Here is a 15037-nt window from a genome sequence, read left to right as displayed (position 1 = left end):
ATTTTGCTTTACCCGATAAGCATGCACACCTATCCAGGTAGGTAGGTGGCAGAACGATTCAAAATGCATAAGTTTTCTTGCGTATTGGGTACCCCAACACGTTCAGGAGAACGTCATGCAAACAGCGATCCGGATTGGAATGCGGCAGGAATTTGACAACGCGGACATCAACGAGATGTACCGCCTACGGGCTCGGGTTTTTCACGGGCGGCTCGGGTGGGACATCCCGACGATCGCGGGAATGGAAATCGACGGCTACGACGCGCTCGGGCCGCACTACATGCTGATTCAGGGCGACGACCATCATGTGCGCGGCTGTTGGCGCCTGATGCCGACCGAGGGACCGAACATGCTGAAGGACACCTTCCCGCAACTGCTGCACGGCGCGGCCGCGCCAGTCGGGCGGCACATCTGGGAGTTGAGCCGGTTCGCGATCGAAACCAGCGGTGAGGAACAGTCGTTCGGTTTCGCCGACCTGACGATGCAGGCGATTCACGAGCTCGTCACGTTCGCCGACCGCATGGGCATCACGCGCTATGTCACGGTCACCACTACGCCGATCGAACGGTTGCTGCGCAAGACCGGCATCGAGATCAGCCGGCTCGGCTCGCCGTTGCAGATCGGCGTGGAACGCGCGGTGGCGCTGGATATCGCGGTCAGCCCGAAAACCCGCACTGCCCTGTTCGGGCCGATGGCCGTGGCGGCGTAGCCACACGCAGCCGGGTCGAAACCGGACCGCGGAGACGGCGGCCCGGTTTCGGCTCGTGGAGAACTTCAGGAACCGAACATCCGGTCGAGCGCGTTTTCCAGGTGCGCACGCATCGCCTGGCCGGCGGCCGGACCGTCCTTGCGACGAATCGCCTCGAGCACCGCCAGATGCTCTGCCTGCACGAGCCGCTGCCGCTCGACCGTCTTCACGAGCGACAGATTGCGCGACAGATTCATGCTGAACACGATCTGTTCTTCGATGAACGACATGACTGTGATAAAAAACGGATTCTTCGATGCGCGCGCCACCGCCAGGTGGAACATGAAATCGTCTTTTGCACCGATACCCTGGCTTTCGATCACGCGTTCCAGTTCGTCCCACGCGCGCTGGATCGAGGCAAGGTCGTCGGCATCGGCCTTGAGCGCGGCCTGTTCGGCGGCGCCTGCTTCGGTCACGATACGAAATTCATAGCAGCGGCGGATGTCGGACAGCGTTTCGAGCGGTGCGAAGCGACGCACGTCCGGATCGGGCCGCCGCGCGACCGTGGTGCCGGAACCGTGCCGGGTCATGATGATGCCGTCCGCCCGCAACCGCGCCAGCGCCTCGCGTATGGTCGGCCGCGAAGTTTCGAAGCGCTCGGCCAGCGCATGCTCGGTAGGCAGCCGGTCGCCTTCCTTGTACTCGCCTTCGAGAATGCGATTCAGGATGTCGCCGTAAATCTTGTCGGGCAGGCCTGTCGTTTTGCGCTCGTTCATCAGCGATGCTGAGCCAGCTTGTCTGAGTAGGCTTTGATTGTAAGGCAAACCGGAGCCTATCCATGAGTTCATGGAGGTGCGCCAAGCCGATGCGCAGGCCGGAAATGCTTACTGCACGCCGCTTGTCGCGCAATCCATCCAGGCAACACAATTTGACAAGTGTTTGATTTACATCCTGACCCGAGTGCGTCTTTTTCAGCGATCATTTAACCTCGCATCGGTAATAAATCGTCAATGGACGCGGTCATGCGGATTGCCCGCGACCCCCGAATCCTTTCAGACACGGAATTGATATGTACACACGTATCCTCGTAGCGGTCGACGGCAGCAACACCTCGCGCCGCGCGTTCGAGGCGGCATTGGCGCTCGCCAAATCCACAGGCGCTGTTCTGCGACCGTTCTATGTCGTCGAAAATACGCCCATGTATTTCGAAGCACCCGGCTACGATCCTTCGATTCTTCGCAACCGCCTGGTCGAGGAAGGCAAGGAACTCGGCACGGAATTCGCGCAGGCCATGCGCGACCAGGGCGTCAAAGGGGAACTTGAAGTGGGCGAAGCATCGTCGCTCGACGACGTCTCGTCGGTGGTGCTGAAGGCCGCCGCCGCTTTCAACGCCGATCTGCTGGTCATGGGCACACACGGCCGGCGCGGGTTTCAGCGCCTGATCCTCGGCAGCGTCGCCGAACGCTGCGTGCGCCACGCCAGCTTGCCTGTGCTATTGATCCCCTCCGCCGCGGGCAAAAGCAGCGAAGCCGGCGCTCATCCCGATGCATAGCAGTACATAACCACAAGTGGAAACCACAAGCGGAAACTACAAGCGGAAACTACAAGCGGAATTTACAAGCGGAAGCGCGAGCGTGACGTCGCTCAAGCAGCCTCGCTGCGCGAACGCGTCATTTTGCCGCTAAACGTGGGCCGTACGCGGTGGGACAATCAGTCATTACCTCGACAAATGGCTGCAGAACATGCTTACTCCTACCGCTGTTACCGCCAGTTCCGCTGTTACTTCATCCGCGCGTAGCGGCCGCCGTGCTTCGCCGCTGCGGGCTAGCGGGAGAAGCGCCGCGCGTTGTTCGAGTTGTTCGATGCGTCAGCTCTGCATGCCGCAAGGCTTGTCGTCCGACGAACTGCCGAAACTCGAAGCGTTGATCTGCACTGCACGCTCCGTGCAGCGCGGCGAAGCGCTGTACCGCAGCGGCGACCGGTTCGACAACCTTTACGCCGTGCGTTCCGGTTCGATGAAGACCGTCATGGCGCACCGTGACGGCCGGGAACACGTTACCGGCCTGCGCCTCGCCGGCGAAGCGCTCGGCCTCGACGGCATCAGTGAAGACGTGCACGCATGCAGCGCCCTGGCGCTCGAGGACAGCACCGTTTGCATCGTCCCCTACACCGCGCTCAAAACGTTGTGCCGCGAAATCAGCTCGATGCAGGAACGTCTGCACAAACTGATGGGCGAACAGATCGTCCGCGAGGCTGCGCAAATGATGGTGCTCGGCTCGTTGTCGGCAGACGAACGCGTCGCGGCATTCCTGCTCGACGTGTCGGAGCGCAACGCGCAACGCGGCTATTCATCTGCGGAATTCAATCTGCGCATGACGCGCGAAGATATGGGCAGTTACCTCGGTATGACGCTCGAAACCGTCAGCCGCACCCTGTCAAGATTTCAAAAGCGCGGCCTGATCGACACGCAAGGCAAGCACATCCGCATCGTCGATCTCGAAGGCCTGCGGCAAGTTTAAGCCAGACGCGCTGGACCTGGCCCGCGCCGCCACGTCCCCGCCCATCGCCTTTTAGCGCGCATTCGCCTTGGCATGGCTCCTGCGAGCGGGTACAGTCTTGAGTCCGTCCCCCGCAAGGAGACCCGGCGAAATGAATCGCGACCCCGCCCCGCATCACCCGCTCGTTCAGCGTCTGATCGACGCGCGTCACGTCACTGACGCACTGTTCGCCATCGTCAAACCCGAATTTCTGTATGAACGGCCGATCCGCGAGCGCCACCGGATCGTGTTTTACATCGGCCATCTGGAAGCTTTCGACCGTAATCTGCTCGATCAGCGTCTGTGCGACCTGCCCGCCTTCGATCCGCACCTCGACCAGCTCTTTGCGTTCGGCATCGATCCCGTCGACGGCGGGTTCCCCGCCGACCAGCCTGGCGATTGGCCGTCGCTCGAAGTCGTACGCGGCTATGGGTTGCACGCTCGTGAGCAGATCGACCGGGAGCTCGCCGCATTGGGCGATTCGGCTCGCCTCGGCCACGATGGCGCGCAGGCCGGCGCGGCCGAGCAGTTGCTGAATGTCGCGATCGAGCATCGGCTGATGCATGCCGAAACGCTCGCGTACATGCTGCATCAGTTGCCGCTTGCACAAAAGGTCACGGGCTCACGCGATGTGATGCCAACGCGCGTCGGACGCGGCGCGATTGCCGAGTCGATGGTCAGCGTGCCGGCCGGATCGACGGTGCTCGGCATGGCGCGCGAAAGTGGCCGCTTCGGCTGGGACAACGAGTTCGGCGAGTTGCTCGTCGATGTGCCCGCCTTCGAAATCGACCGCCATATGGTGACGAACGGCGCGTTTTGCCAGTTCATCGAGGCGGGCGGCTATCGGGAGCCGAAGTGGTGGTCGGAAAAAGATTGGGCATGGAAGGAAGCCGAGCGGATCGAACATCCCGCCTGCTGGTCGCAGCGCGAAGAAAACCGCGAGGACGGCGCATGGATGTTGCGCACGATGTTCGACGAAGTGCACCTGCCGCTCGATTGGCCCGTGTACGTCAGTCACGCCGAAGCCAGCGCCTACGCGCGCTGGGCCGGCAAGACGCTTCCCACCGAAGCGCAATGGCAACGCGCGGCCCACGGCGCGCCGCATGCCGCGTCGGGAAATTTCGATTTCCGCAGTTGGGACCCGCAGCCGGTCGACGCGCATCCGGATAACGTCAGCGCGTTCGGCGTCGAAAGTCAGTTCGGCAATGGCTGGGAATGGACCTCGACGGTATTCGACGCACTCCCAGGCTTCGAGGCGTTTCCGTTTTATCCCGGCTATTCCGCCAACTTCTTCGACGGACAACATTACGTGCTCAAAGGCGGTTCGGCGCGCACCGCGCAATGCATGTTGCGGCCGGCTTTCCGAAACTGGTTTCAACCGCACTATCAGTATGTCTATGCGGGGTTCAGGTGTGTGCGGGAGTTGACAAATAAAGCATAAGCGGATTTTTCTTTCCAACTTATGCTTTATTAGTCACAGCCGTCGCGGCAACCATCGCGGCGGCGATGAACGCGCCTGACACCTCGGCCGACGGGCGGTGCGGCCTCGCGCTTCGCGTGCCTCCGTCAGCTGCTCACGCCACCGTTCGCTCGCCCATTTCGCCCGCTTGTCGGTCTGCGACGCCCTCCACGAGCCGCGCCATGCGCAGCACAATTTCGTGCATACGTGTGCCAGGCAGAAAAAAATCGGCGACGCCCAGCGCTTTCAGCACACTCGTGCTTTCCGCCTGAACGTTCCCGCCCAGCACAACGGGTATCGAGGCACGACGCACGCGCAGTTCATGCATCAATTGCGACGTCAACTCGACATGTGCGCCCGCGAGCGACGACACGCCAATCATGTCGACGTCGTTCGCCAGCGCGCGCTCCGCAACTTCCGCGGGCGCGATGAAGAGTTCGTTGGACACGACGTCGAAGCCCGCATCGATCAACGCGGCAGCCACCGCTTGCGCGCCGCGATCGTGGCCGTCCTGCCCGAGCTTCGTGATCATCACGCGGGGCTTGCGTCCCAGCGTCGATGTCAACCTGTCGACCTGGTCGCAGGCAGCCTTCCACATTGCATCCGATGAAAGCGCTTCCTCATAGATGCCGGCGCTCGCGCGCAAACTGATCGCATGACGTGGCCACACGGCTTCGAGCGCGCGCGTGCATTCACCGACTGTCGCGCGCGCACGCATGCAGCGGATCGTCAACGCGAGCAGGTTGCCTGTGCCCTCGCGCGCGGCCGTTTCAAGCGCGCCCAACGCACGCGCCACAAGCTCCGCATTGCGCCGCAGTTTGACCTCTGCGATTCGACGCACCTGGTGGCCACGCACCTGTTTTCCGTCCAGCTCGAAACATGCGGGCGCTTCGTCCGCATCGCCATGAGCGAACGCGTTGACGCCTACCACGATTCGTTGCCCGCTATCGATTTCCGCCTGCAGCGTCACAGCCGATTCGTGAATGCGTTCGCGAATCCATCCCGAGCGGATCGATTGCACGACGCCGCCGCGCGCGTCGATCTCGCCGATCAGCGAACGGACGCGCGCTGCGATGTCGGCCGTCAACGCTTCCATCATGTACGAACCGGCCCACGGATCGACGACGTCGCACAGTCCCATTTCGTGCTGAAGCATGAGTTGCGTGTCGCGAGCGAGGCGCGACGACGATGCCGACGGCAACGCCAGCGCTTCGTCATAAGCGTTCGTATGCAGCGACTGCGTGCCGCCGAATACGGCCGCCAGCGCTTCGACGGTGGTGCGCACGATGTTGTTCGACGGCTTCTGCGCGGTCAGCGACCAGCCGGACGTCTGGCAATGCATCCGGAGAGCGCGCGCTTTATCGGAAGTCGCACCGCACTGTGTTGCCAGTTCCGACCAGACGAGACGCGCCGCGCGCAGCTTCGCCACCTCCACATAGAAATCCGTGCCGACGCCGAAGAAGAAGCTCATGCGCTCACAGGCGTCGTCGGCACTCATTGCGCGCTCGACAAGCGTTTCGACGTAAGTGCGCGCATTGGCCATCGTCAGCGCCAGTTCGAGCACAGGATCGGCGCCGGCCTCCTGAAAGTGATAGCCGGACACCGATAGCGCGTTGAAGCGCGGAGCATGCTGCGCAAGATAGTCGACCACGTCGGCTGCGATTCGCAACGATGGTTCAGGCGCGAAGATGCAGGTGTTGCGCACGATGAACTCTTTGAGAATGTCGTTCTGAATCGTGCCGGTCAGTTGCGCCGCGTCCACGCCGCGCTCGTCGGCCGCAACGATGAAGGCAGCCAGCACCGGCAGCACCGCGCCGTTCATCGTCATCGATACCGACACTCGGTCGAGTAGAATGCCCGCGAAAAGACGCGTCATATCTTCGACTGTATCGATCGCGACCCCGGCCAACCCGACATCGGCGCTCGCGCGCGGATCGTCCGAATCGTAGCCGCGCTGGGTCGGCAGATCGAACGCAACAGACAAACCCTGCGCCCCTTCCTCGAGCGCAGTGCGAAACGCGAGGTTCGAATCGGCGGCTTCTGCATAGCCTGCGTATTGTCGAATCGTCCACGGCTTCGCCGTGTACATCGACGCGTACGGACCGCGCACGAACGGCGCGGTGCCAGGCATGCTGTTCAGATGCGCGACGTTGGCTAGATCGGAGGCGGTATAAAGCGTCTTCAGCGGAACGGCGCGTCGCCGGGACCGCACTCGCATCGACGCCTCGCGTCTGACGGCGGATCTCATCGCTGTCTCCAGTGTTTTTCCGTGACGACGTCGGCGATCTTCAGGTTGTCGCTGCCGCGTCGCACTTCACTCCAATGCGTGATGCCCTGCCCGTTTTCGCGCTCGCCAATGACCCGCACGCTCAATGCGTCGCCGACATTGACATTGCCATAGAAGTGCAGCGACCGGCTCGCGATCACGGGTGGCTCCGCAAACCGGTGCCGTTGCCATTCGGCGCGATCAACGAACGACTGGAAGCTCGCGAAGTAGAGAAAGTCCGCGCCGTTGAAGTCGTTGTTCGGGCATGGAAGAAACCCTGCGGCCTCGTGCGCGGCAGGCGCAAGACCTTCGCATGATGCCCAGTCTCCTGCCCTCAGGCGCTTGCCCGTTTGCGTCATGGCAAGCGCTTCGTCGGGCGTCGGACTGACCGCACCCGCCAGCGCGGCAAGCGTTGCGCGTGCGACCGAGCGATTGTTGCGCGCTTCTCCGCGCGTGACGAACGTCGACGACATCGACATCTCCGCGATCGACGCACCACCACGCACGATGCGGTGTGTGCTGAAGTGTCGGACTGGACCGATCCTGCATAACGCGGTGTGAATCTCGAAGTCGTCATTCTCGCGCACAACATCGAAACCGTGCGCCCGCAGGCGGATCGCGGTGAAGGCGGCATATGATCGGCCGCCGTTGTCGTCGCTGAAATCCGGCGTGGCTCGCCCCGTGTGTGCGGCCAGCGCCTCCCAATGGCGATGTCCGCATTCCTTCAGCAGCCAGTTCTCCGACAGGCCGGTGAAGCTCAATTGCGGCATGCCGGCGCGATAGCGTCCAGTCGTGTTCTGCATAAGCTTCGATCGGTCAGGCCGCGAGACTATCGGTTGCCGGCACGGACACATCGAGCGACGCGCGAATCGCGTCAACGACATAAGCCGCGTCACGCGCGACGCCCGAGAAACGCCCCGAACCCCACGTATGCAGCCACGGCAAGCCGATGAAATACAGCCCCGCTTGCGGCGTGATGCCCCGCGTGTGCGCCGGATAGCCGCGTCCATTGAACACGGGCGCATCGATCCAGTTGAAGTCCGGCGTGAAGCCGATGCACCAGATGATCGACGTGATGCCGCTCGCCGCCAGATCGAGCGACGAGCGCTCGCCGTCCGGCCGCCATACCGGCTCATAGGCCGCTTCACGCGGCGCGTCGACGCCCTGCTTGTCGATGAACGCATCGATGCTCGCGTTGATACGGTTGTAGGTATCGTCCGCGCTATCCAGGTTCTCGATCAGGTTCGGCGCGAACTGCAGGCTGCCGTCTCGCAGATCCTCGAGCCGACCATACAGTTCCATGCCTTCGAGCGCGAAACGCCGCAGATCGATATCGCGTCCGCCGTCGCGGCCTGTCACGTAATGGTTCGTGTTGTCGCGCACGCCTTCGCGCAACGGATGCTGCTCGACGGGCATGTCGTAGTAGTGCATGTCGGCGAGCCAGTCGACCACGTCGCGTCCGCGATAGAAGCGCGCACAGCGCGGCGCCTCGCCGACCGCGAGGTACACCTTGCGCCCGGCCAGATGCAGATCTTCGGCGATCTGCGCACCCGACTGCCCCGAGCCGACGACGAGCACCGCACCGTCCGGCAAGACCTCAGGATTGCGATATTGCGAAGACTGTATCTGTACGATCCCGGCCGGCAAACGCTCGGCCATGCGCGGCACGATCGGTGTGTGATAACCGCCCGAGGCCACGACGACGTGATCCGCCGTGAACTCCCCATTCGATGTCGACACGTTGTAGCGTCCATCGGCACGCTTCACGCGTTTGACCTCGGTGTGCTCGAGCACTGGCGCGTCGACCATCGCAGTGAAGCCATCCAGATACGCGATGATCTGATCCTTCTTCATGAAGCCATGCGGGTCGTCGCCACGATACGGGTAACCGGGCAGCGCACATTGCCAGTTCGGCGTGACGAGACAGAATGCGTCCCAGCGTTGCGAACGCCAGGTGTGCGTGACCGCATGCTTCTCGATGACGAGATGATCGATGCCCGCCTCTTTCAGGTAGTAGCTGATGGACAAGCCAGCCTGGCCGCCACCGGCGACGATGACCGTGTAGTGACGATTCGCATGTGCCGCTTGAGGGCTAACGGTTGTGTTCGACATGGTTCTTTCCTGCCTTGCGTATGAATGTTCGGGCGCCCACTGCCATCGCTTCGTCAAAGGGCACGCCGCATTCAGGTTTCACAAAAGTTCGACGACCTTCACGACCGCCAGCGGGTCCGACGAAAAGCCCTCGGCCTGCTGCTCGATCTGCGCGAGCTGATCCATTGCGGCGGAACAGGCGAAGCCGTACTTCTCGCGCACGCGCTCGGAGCCGATATGCAAAGCCTCGCGCGAGCGTTCGACAAACTCGCTTAACGCGTAGCTCTCGCCCGCGGCAAAGAACTCGCCGACTACCGTCGACGGTGAATAGCAGTTGGCCTCGGTGCCATCGGGCCACTGGACCCTGAAGTGCATGACTGGCATGACATATCCTCGATAAGTGATTGGTTCAGGCGGGAGTGAGTTGCAGTTGCCGCCTGTATAACGCGATGTGACGGCGGGCGCTCGCGGTCCAACTGAAGCGCTGCAACAACTCAGGTACCGCGTGGGAGAAATCGATGCCCCCGCACGCATCGAGCGAACGGCGCAGCGCGCTAGCGATGCTGTGCGCGTCGTGAGGCTGCGCCCAGCAGCAGACGCGTTCATCGAGGTACTCGATGAACGGTGCAATCTGCGAAACAACAACCGGCGTGCCCGACGCCAGCGCTTCCAGCACGACCAGCCCGAATCCCTCGCGCAACGAAACCATCGATACGACATCGGCGCGGCGCAAGAGCGCGGGCATGACGTCGTCGTCGAGCGGGCCGGTGACGACGATCGGACAGCCCGCGCCAATCGCAAGATCCAGCGCCGCAGCGCGCTCGAAAAACTGCCTGCTATAGGCGTCGTGATTCAGGAGACTCGCACCGCCCGCCACGACGAGTTGCGCATCGGCATGCGTCTGCCTGAGCGACGCGAACGCTTCGAGCAGTTGCAGTGTGTTCTTGCGTTCCTCGATGCCGCCGACCGCCAGCACGACGGGCGCGCCGACAATGCCGAACCTTGCGAGCAGCGCCGTGTCCTCGGAATTGTCACGTGTCGCCGTGAAGCGCTTTAAATCGACGCCGTTCGTCACGGTCACCGCGTTCACGCCGAAGTCGCGCAGCATCCGGCACGTCCACGCATCGCTGACGCAATAAACGGCATCGGCATCTGCATACGCGCGCCGCTGCCATTCGGCGAGGCGCGGCACGGTAAAGTCATCGAGATGGTGGACCGTTCGCACGAACCCGCGTATCGCGCCTTCATGCCGAAGCTCGGCGAGTGCGTTGCCGCTGATGCTGTCCTGCGCGTGGAGAACGTCGAAGCTCGCCGGATCGTTGGTCAGCAATGCGGCCTTTAACGCGTCGATACGCGCCTGCACCATCGATACTGCGTCGCTCGCGTTCGCCGCGACGCGAGCGAGCACGATCCGGCACGGCGACGCCCGGAACATCGCGGCTCCGCCGGCCGACGGCGCGAAGATCGTCACGCGATGTCCTGCGTCATGCAATGCGCGCGCGAGTTCGAGCGTGTGCACGACGCCGCCGCGCGGGTTCACCGAGTGCGTGAAGAGCGCGATTCGAAGGGGACGTGTCTTCATGCGCGCGCTCCCGAAGGCGCGCCGATGAACGGCCCATCGCCGAAATTCCAGAGCAGCGCCGCGTCGCCGTGCTGAGTAAGCACCACTTCGCGCGACGTATCGACTTCGCCGATCACCGCGCACGCCAGATCGCGTGCATCGAAGCGCGCAAGCACTTCGTCAACGCGTTCCGCGCGCACCGACAGCACGAACCCGAAGCTCGGAAACGCGCTGAGCCAACGCTCGAAGTCGACGCCCTGCGGTCGTGGAATCGCGTCCAGATCGATTCGCGCGCCCGTCGCCGAACATTCGAGCAGCATCAACGATGTGCCCAGCACGCCGGCCATGCTGATGTCCTTCGCGGCATCGCACAGGCCGCATTCCGCGAGTGTGGGCAGCAGTTCGAGATCGCCGCGCAAGCGCTGCGCCGGCGCGCCGACCGATGCATTCCAGAACGGATACGGGTCTTCGAAGCGGCCACGCAGATCGACGGCCATCACCAGGCGATCGCCTGCGCGCGCATTGAAGCTCGACAGCAACGCGCGCGCACGGCCCACAATCGACACCGCGAGTTGCGGCTGCGCGCTGCGCGTATTGCTATGCCCGCCAACCACCGGCACGCCGTACGCAACCGACGCCGCCGCGATGCCGGCCAGCACTTCTTCGGCCGCGCCGAGACCGTCGCTCCACAACGCATCGACGACGGCAAGCGGCCGGCCGCCCATCGCATACACATCGCTGATGTTGACCATCACGCTGCTGTAGCCCGCGAACCACGGCATGGCTTTGACGAAATCGCTCACCAGCCCTTCGATCGCAAAGAGCAGGTAGCCGTCGCCGTCGCGGATCGCCGCGCAGTCGTCGCCGACCGCGACCGCCTGCGCGAGATCGCGCACGCCGTGCGGCAGGCGCTGCGCCAACGACGCGACGACTCCCGCAATATCGGTCTTATGCCGGAAGCCGCGGCTTTCCCTTAGCCGTAGAACGAGCGAAGCGATGCTCATGAGCGTCCCCGCGACGACGTGACGAGCCCGTTCTCCGGCGTAAAGCAAGGCGGATAGTGCGCAAGGTCCGCTTCCATCAGATGATGCGCACGGCCGAAAAGCATCTCTTCGCTAACCGATTGCCAGTGCAGACGCCGGAACAACGGCACATTCTGGCTTTGCACATGCGCAAGAAAAGTTTCGCAACCGAGCGCGTGCGCGCTGCTCACGGCGAGCCGGATCAGCGTCGAGCCGAGCTTGCCGTGCGAGCGGAACGCCGCATGCACTGCGAGCCGCGAGCCCAGCCACACATGCGGCTCGGTCTCGTGAATCCGTACGGTGCCGACGACCTGTTCCGGCACGCCCGCGATGCAACTCAAGGCAACCAGCAGCTTCGCGTGAGCGTCGATTTCATCGCGGTCGTCGCCGGCAAAGATGCCCTGCTCGACGCAAAACACCGCGCGTCGCAGCGCATAGGCTTCTTTGCTTTCCCACGGTAGCGTCGCCCATTTCACGCGGTATTCCGCCGGCGTGAATGCAAGCGGCAATGCGTCCAGTTCATCGACGGATTCGCAGAACATGGCTACTCCTCGTACGATGCCAGCGACGAACATGCGCCGCATTTGCCGCAGCCCGCCTTGATGTCGGCGGAACGCATCCGCGCTTCGCGCAGCATCGCACCGAGCGGAGCGAGAACCGATTTCATGAACTCCGGCGTCGGCGCCGGATGATCTTCGAGCGGCGTGCCGCTGATCGGCACGAACGGCACGACGAACGGGTAGACGCCGAGCGCAATCAGTTCGCGCGAGATCGACAGGATCGCGTCGGCGGTGTCGCCAAGTCCCGCGAGAATGTACGTGCTTACCTGCCCTCTGCCGAACACCGCGACGGCCGCCTTGAAGGCCTCCATATAGCGCGACACGGGCACGCTCGCCTTGCCGGGCATCACGCGTTCGCGCACGGCAGGTGTCACTACTTCCAGATGCATGCCAAGCGTATCGATGCCGCTCGCTTTCATCCGTTCGAACCAGCTGTCGTCGTCGGGCGGCTCGCATTGCGCCTGGATCGGCAAATCGACAGCGGCCTTGATCGCGAACGCGCTTTCGCACAGGATCCGCGCGCCGCGATCGCTCGTCGGCGGCGTGCCCGTCGTCAGCACCATATGCTTGACGCCGTCGAGCAGCACGGCCGCGCGCGCGACTTCGGCGAGTTGTTCAGGCGTCTTGCGCGCAATCGTGCGGCCCGCCGCAAGCGACTGGCCGATTGCGCAAAACTTGCATGTCTTGCGGCGGCTTTCATAACGGATGCACGTTTGCAGCACGGTCGTCGCGAGCACATCGGTGCCGTGCAGCGTGGCGATGTGCGAATACGGCACGCCGTCCAGCGTTTGCAAACGCGTGAAGCGCGGCGCCTTCGGAAAGCTGATGTCCGCGATCGGTATCGTGCCGCGCATCAGCGCGCTCGCGCCCGCTTCATCCGGCGCACTGGCGACGAATGGCGAGTTCCACGCCGAACTCGTATGCACCGGCACCATGATCGTCACGCCGTCGACGGTGACCGCCTTGTGATCCGAAGGTCCCGCGCCGCCGCGCCGGCTCGCGACGCCCGCATTCGGATCGACCAGACGCAGGCCCGCGGACTGCAACTCGGTGCGCAGTTGCATCATCTGCCTGTGCCGTTCGGTTCCCACTTCAGTTGACTGCCGGCTCATGGCCGGCAGATTCGCGCTGGCATTCATCCTGACCTCCACCCGTGGTATCGAAAGCGGCATCGGCGCTGAATCGCTCGAACGCCGTGTTCATCGGCGCGACCGGGCTCGCGGGACGATCGTTGATCGCAAGGCTCAACAACTCGGGCCGCGCGTAATGGCCGACCGAGTCCATCATCCGTTTGCGCTTCGTAATCAGCGACATGTCGAGATCGGCGACCACCATCCCTTCGCCTTCGCGTAAAGGCTCAGCGAGATGCTGTCCTTCCGGCGACACGATCGCGGTATGGCAGCCGCCGCGCAGTGCCTTTTGCAGTTTCGGATCGCTCGTCACCGAATCGATTTGCGCTTCGCTCAGCCAGCCTGTCGAGTTGACGACGAAGCAGCCCGATTCGAGCGCGTGATGACGGATCGTGACTTCGATCTGCTCGGCGAAGATCGGCCCGACGAGCGAGCCTGGGAACTGGCTGCAATGAATCTCTTCGTGCTGCGTCATCAACGCATAGCGCGCGAGCGGGTTGTAGTGCTCCCAGCAGGCGAGCGCGCCGACGCGCGCGATGCCCGTATGCGCAACCTTCAGTCCCGCCGCGTCCCCTTGGCCCCAGATCATCCGCTCGTGGAAAGTCGGCGTGATCTTGCGGCGTTTGAGCACGAGGCGACCGTCGACGTCGAACACGAGCTGCGTGTTGTACAGGCTGCCGTGATCGCGCTCGTTCACGCCGAGCACCACCACCATCGCGTGACGGCGCGCGCGTTCGGCTACCGCCTGCGTCACGGGCCCCGGCACGACGACGGCCTGTTCATACAGCCGCATGTGATCGGCGCCCGACGCGACGGGCGGACGCACGAACGAAAAGTACGGGTAGTACGGCACGAACGTCTCGGGGAAGACGATCAGCTGTACACCTTTGGCCGCGGCTTCGTCGATCGCCGCGCACACCTTGTCGAGCGTGCCGCCGGGACGATCGAACTCCGGTGCAATCTGCACCGCGGCCGCTCGGATGATTCGCTGGTCGGACATGATCGGCATCCGGCCCGCGCTCAAACGGTCCACGTGTGGATGACCAGCGCGTTCTCCTTGCGATGGAGAAGCTGGATATCGAGCACGTCGAGCGGATTGATTGGACGGATGCCTTCGATCAGCGACGCTTCGCCATGACCGTACAGCGCCTGCAATGCGAAGCGGCAGGCGTACACTTTGCCGCCCTCTTCCATGAACTTCGTCAGTTGCTTGTTGAAGTTCAGATGACCCGGAAAAGCTTCGTCGCCGAGCGTCGGAAAGCCGCGTTGCAGACCGAGCGTGACGCCCGGCCCGTACAGCAACACGGACGTATCGAAGCCCTTGCGTTGCAGACGCGTGGCCTGCAACAGATTGACGAAACCGATCGAGCCTTCGAACGCGACAGTGTGAAACGTCACCAGCGCCTTTTCGCCAGGTTCGGCTTTGACGTCGGGGAAAACCTTCTCTTCGTAATCGACCAGAAAATCGCCTTTCTGATGCAGAGGTTTATTGACTGCGGGCATATCACTCTCCAATAAGTCGCGTAATTGATCGTATTTGGCCACCGGAAAATGGCCGGCTGGCAAATTCAATAACGCAACGGATATGCCACCATCCGGCCCGAAACATGCGATCAACTTCCGATCATTCAAACGGCAATTGTTCGAGCGACCCGAAAAAAATCTTTGAATGCCCTGTTTGACGCGGCTTTGCGCCGAATCGCGAAGCCGACTGCGCACCGTC

Annotated in this window: 15 protein-coding genes; 4 read left to right on the top strand and 11 right to left on the bottom strand. The window is 63.0% G+C overall.

Annotated features, from left to right (window positions below):
- Positions 1–115 precede the first annotated feature (115 nt).
- Positions 116–709 carry an acyl-homoserine-lactone synthase gene (locus tag AC3WLT_RS25080; RefSeq protein WP_492594380.1) on the top strand — a complete coding sequence of 198 codons (594 nt, stop codon included), beginning with the start codon at positions 116–118 and terminating at the stop codon, positions 707–709.
- Positions 710–774: 65 nt separating this feature from the next.
- On the opposite strand, the gene AC3WLT_RS25075 is transcribed toward AC3WLT_RS25080, so the two are convergent.
- Positions 775–1464, bottom strand: a complete 690-nt coding sequence (locus AC3WLT_RS25075; protein WP_492594379.1) for a FadR/GntR family transcriptional regulator — start codon at positions 1462–1464, stop codon at positions 775–777.
- 293 nt (positions 1465–1757) lie between these two features.
- Here AC3WLT_RS25075 and AC3WLT_RS25070 point away from each other — a divergent pair, with 293 nt between their 5' ends.
- The 3 genes from AC3WLT_RS25070 to AC3WLT_RS25060 all read left to right on the top strand — a co-directional run bounded on the left by AC3WLT_RS25070 (position 1758) and on the right by AC3WLT_RS25060 (position 4666).
- Complete coding sequence (locus tag AC3WLT_RS25070; protein ID WP_492594378.1) at positions 1758–2240, top strand: universal stress protein; 483 nt, start codon at positions 1758–1760, stop codon at positions 2238–2240.
- 190 nt (positions 2241–2430) lie between these two features.
- The gene (fnr, locus tag AC3WLT_RS25065; RefSeq protein WP_492594377.1) at positions 2431–3207 is read left to right on the top strand and encodes a fumarate/nitrate reduction transcriptional regulator Fnr; all 777 of its coding nucleotides are present in this window, start codon (positions 2431–2433) and stop codon (positions 3205–3207) included.
- Positions 3208–3337: 130 nt separating this feature from the next.
- Positions 3338–4666 (top strand): SUMF1/EgtB/PvdO family nonheme iron enzyme, encoded by a 1329-nt coding sequence (locus AC3WLT_RS25060; protein ID WP_492594376.1) that lies wholly within the window; start codon positions 3338–3340, stop codon positions 4664–4666.
- A 133-nt stretch (positions 4667–4799) separates the two neighbouring features.
- Here the strand turns inward: AC3WLT_RS25060 and scpA are convergent, their stop codons facing one another.
- The 10 genes from scpA to AC3WLT_RS25010 all read right to left on the bottom strand — a co-directional run bounded on the left by scpA (position 4800) and on the right by AC3WLT_RS25010 (position 14817).
- Positions 4800–6932, bottom strand: coding sequence for a methylmalonyl-CoA mutase (scpA, locus tag AC3WLT_RS25055; protein WP_492594375.1), 2133 nt, complete (start codon positions 6930–6932; stop codon positions 4800–4802).
- Positions 6929–7753, bottom strand: coding sequence for a Pnap_2097 family protein (locus tag AC3WLT_RS25050; RefSeq protein ID WP_492594374.1), 825 nt, complete (start codon positions 7751–7753; stop codon positions 6929–6931). Before AC3WLT_RS25050 ends, scpA begins: the two co-directional genes overlap by 4 nt.
- A 13-nt stretch (positions 7754–7766) precedes the next feature.
- On the bottom strand, positions 7767–9062 hold the full coding sequence (locus AC3WLT_RS25045; protein ID WP_492594373.1) for an MSMEG_0569 family flavin-dependent oxidoreductase: 1296 nt from the start codon (positions 9060–9062) through the stop codon (positions 7767–7769).
- 78 nt (positions 9063–9140) lie between these two features.
- The gene (locus AC3WLT_RS25040; protein ID WP_492594372.1) at positions 9141–9425 is read right to left on the bottom strand and encodes an MSMEG_0570 family nitrogen starvation response protein; all 285 of its coding nucleotides are present in this window, start codon (positions 9423–9425) and stop codon (positions 9141–9143) included.
- A gap of 25 nt (positions 9426–9450) precedes the next feature.
- Positions 9451–10623: an MSMEG_0565 family glycosyltransferase gene (locus AC3WLT_RS25035; RefSeq protein WP_492594371.1), complete on the bottom strand. Its 1173-nt coding sequence runs from the start codon at positions 10621–10623 to the stop codon at positions 9451–9453.
- Positions 10620–11606: a sll0787 family AIR synthase-like protein gene (locus tag AC3WLT_RS25030; protein ID WP_492594370.1), complete on the bottom strand. Its 987-nt coding sequence runs from the start codon at positions 11604–11606 to the stop codon at positions 10620–10622. The genes AC3WLT_RS25035 and AC3WLT_RS25030 overlap by 4 nt, the downstream gene beginning before the upstream one ends.
- Positions 11603–12166, bottom strand: a complete 564-nt coding sequence (locus AC3WLT_RS25025; protein WP_492594369.1) for an MSMEG_0567/Sll0786 family nitrogen starvation N-acetyltransferase — start codon at positions 12164–12166, stop codon at positions 11603–11605. The genes AC3WLT_RS25030 and AC3WLT_RS25025 overlap by 4 nt, the downstream gene beginning before the upstream one ends.
- Before the next feature lie 2 nt (positions 12167–12168).
- On the bottom strand, positions 12169–13323 hold the full coding sequence (locus tag AC3WLT_RS25020; protein WP_492594368.1) for an MSMEG_0568 family radical SAM protein: 1155 nt from the start codon (positions 13321–13323) through the stop codon (positions 12169–12171).
- A complete protein-coding gene (locus tag AC3WLT_RS25015) occupies positions 13277–14314 on the bottom strand; it encodes a Nit6803 family nitrilase (RefSeq protein WP_492594367.1) in 1038 nt (345 codons plus the stop codon). The genes AC3WLT_RS25020 and AC3WLT_RS25015 overlap by 47 nt, the downstream gene beginning before the upstream one ends.
- 20 nt (positions 14315–14334) lie before the next feature.
- Positions 14335–14817, bottom strand: a complete 483-nt coding sequence (locus tag AC3WLT_RS25010) for an MSMEG_0572/Sll0783 family nitrogen starvation response protein (protein WP_492594366.1) — start codon at positions 14815–14817, stop codon at positions 14335–14337.
- Positions 14818–15037: the final 220 nt, after the last annotated feature.

It is taken from the genome of Paraburkholderia sp. FW306-2-2C-D06C (assembly GCF_058781505.1).
This window is presented reverse-complemented; position numbering and strand designations above follow the sequence as displayed.

Excerpts from the sequence above, each read along its gene's own strand:
- AC3WLT_RS25015 (WP_492594367.1), bottom strand. The coding sequence starts at position 14,314 with ATGTCCGACCAGCGAATCATCCGAGCGGCCGCGGTGCAGATTGCACCG.
- AC3WLT_RS25010 (WP_492594366.1), bottom strand. The coding sequence starts at position 14,817 with ATGCCCGCAGTCAATAAACCTCTGCATCAGAAAGGCGATTTTCTGGTC.
- fnr (WP_492594377.1), top strand. The coding sequence starts at position 2,431 with ATGCTTACTCCTACCGCTGTTACCGCCAGTTCCGCTGTTACTTCATCC.
- AC3WLT_RS25020 (WP_492594368.1), bottom strand. The coding sequence starts at position 13,323 with ATGAATGCCAGCGCGAATCTGCCGGCCATGAGCCGGCAGTCAACTGAA.
- AC3WLT_RS25080 (WP_492594380.1), top strand. The coding sequence starts at position 116 with ATGCAAACAGCGATCCGGATTGGAATGCGGCAGGAATTTGACAACGCG.
- AC3WLT_RS25060 (WP_492594376.1), top strand. The coding sequence starts at position 3,338 with ATGAATCGCGACCCCGCCCCGCATCACCCGCTCGTTCAGCGTCTGATC.
- AC3WLT_RS25025 (WP_492594369.1), bottom strand. The coding sequence starts at position 12,166 with ATGTTCTGCGAATCCGTCGATGAACTGGACGCATTGCCGCTTGCATTC.
- AC3WLT_RS25050 (WP_492594374.1), bottom strand. The coding sequence starts at position 7,753 with ATGCAGAACACGACTGGACGCTATCGCGCCGGCATGCCGCAATTGAGC.
- AC3WLT_RS25035 (WP_492594371.1), bottom strand. The coding sequence starts at position 10,623 with ATGAAGACACGTCCCCTTCGAATCGCGCTCTTCACGCACTCGGTGAAC.
- AC3WLT_RS25070 (WP_492594378.1), top strand. The coding sequence starts at position 1,758 with ATGTACACACGTATCCTCGTAGCGGTCGACGGCAGCAACACCTCGCGC.
- AC3WLT_RS25045 (WP_492594373.1), bottom strand. The coding sequence starts at position 9,062 with ATGTCGAACACAACCGTTAGCCCTCAAGCGGCACATGCGAATCGTCAC.
- AC3WLT_RS25030 (WP_492594370.1), bottom strand. The coding sequence starts at position 11,606 with ATGAGCATCGCTTCGCTCGTTCTACGGCTAAGGGAAAGCCGCGGCTTC.
- AC3WLT_RS25040 (WP_492594372.1), bottom strand. The coding sequence starts at position 9,425 with ATGCCAGTCATGCACTTCAGGGTCCAGTGGCCCGATGGCACCGAGGCC.
- scpA (WP_492594375.1), bottom strand. The coding sequence starts at position 6,932 with ATGAGATCCGCCGTCAGACGCGAGGCGTCGATGCGAGTGCGGTCCCGG.
- AC3WLT_RS25075 (WP_492594379.1), bottom strand. The coding sequence starts at position 1,464 with ATGAACGAGCGCAAAACGACAGGCCTGCCCGACAAGATTTACGGCGAC.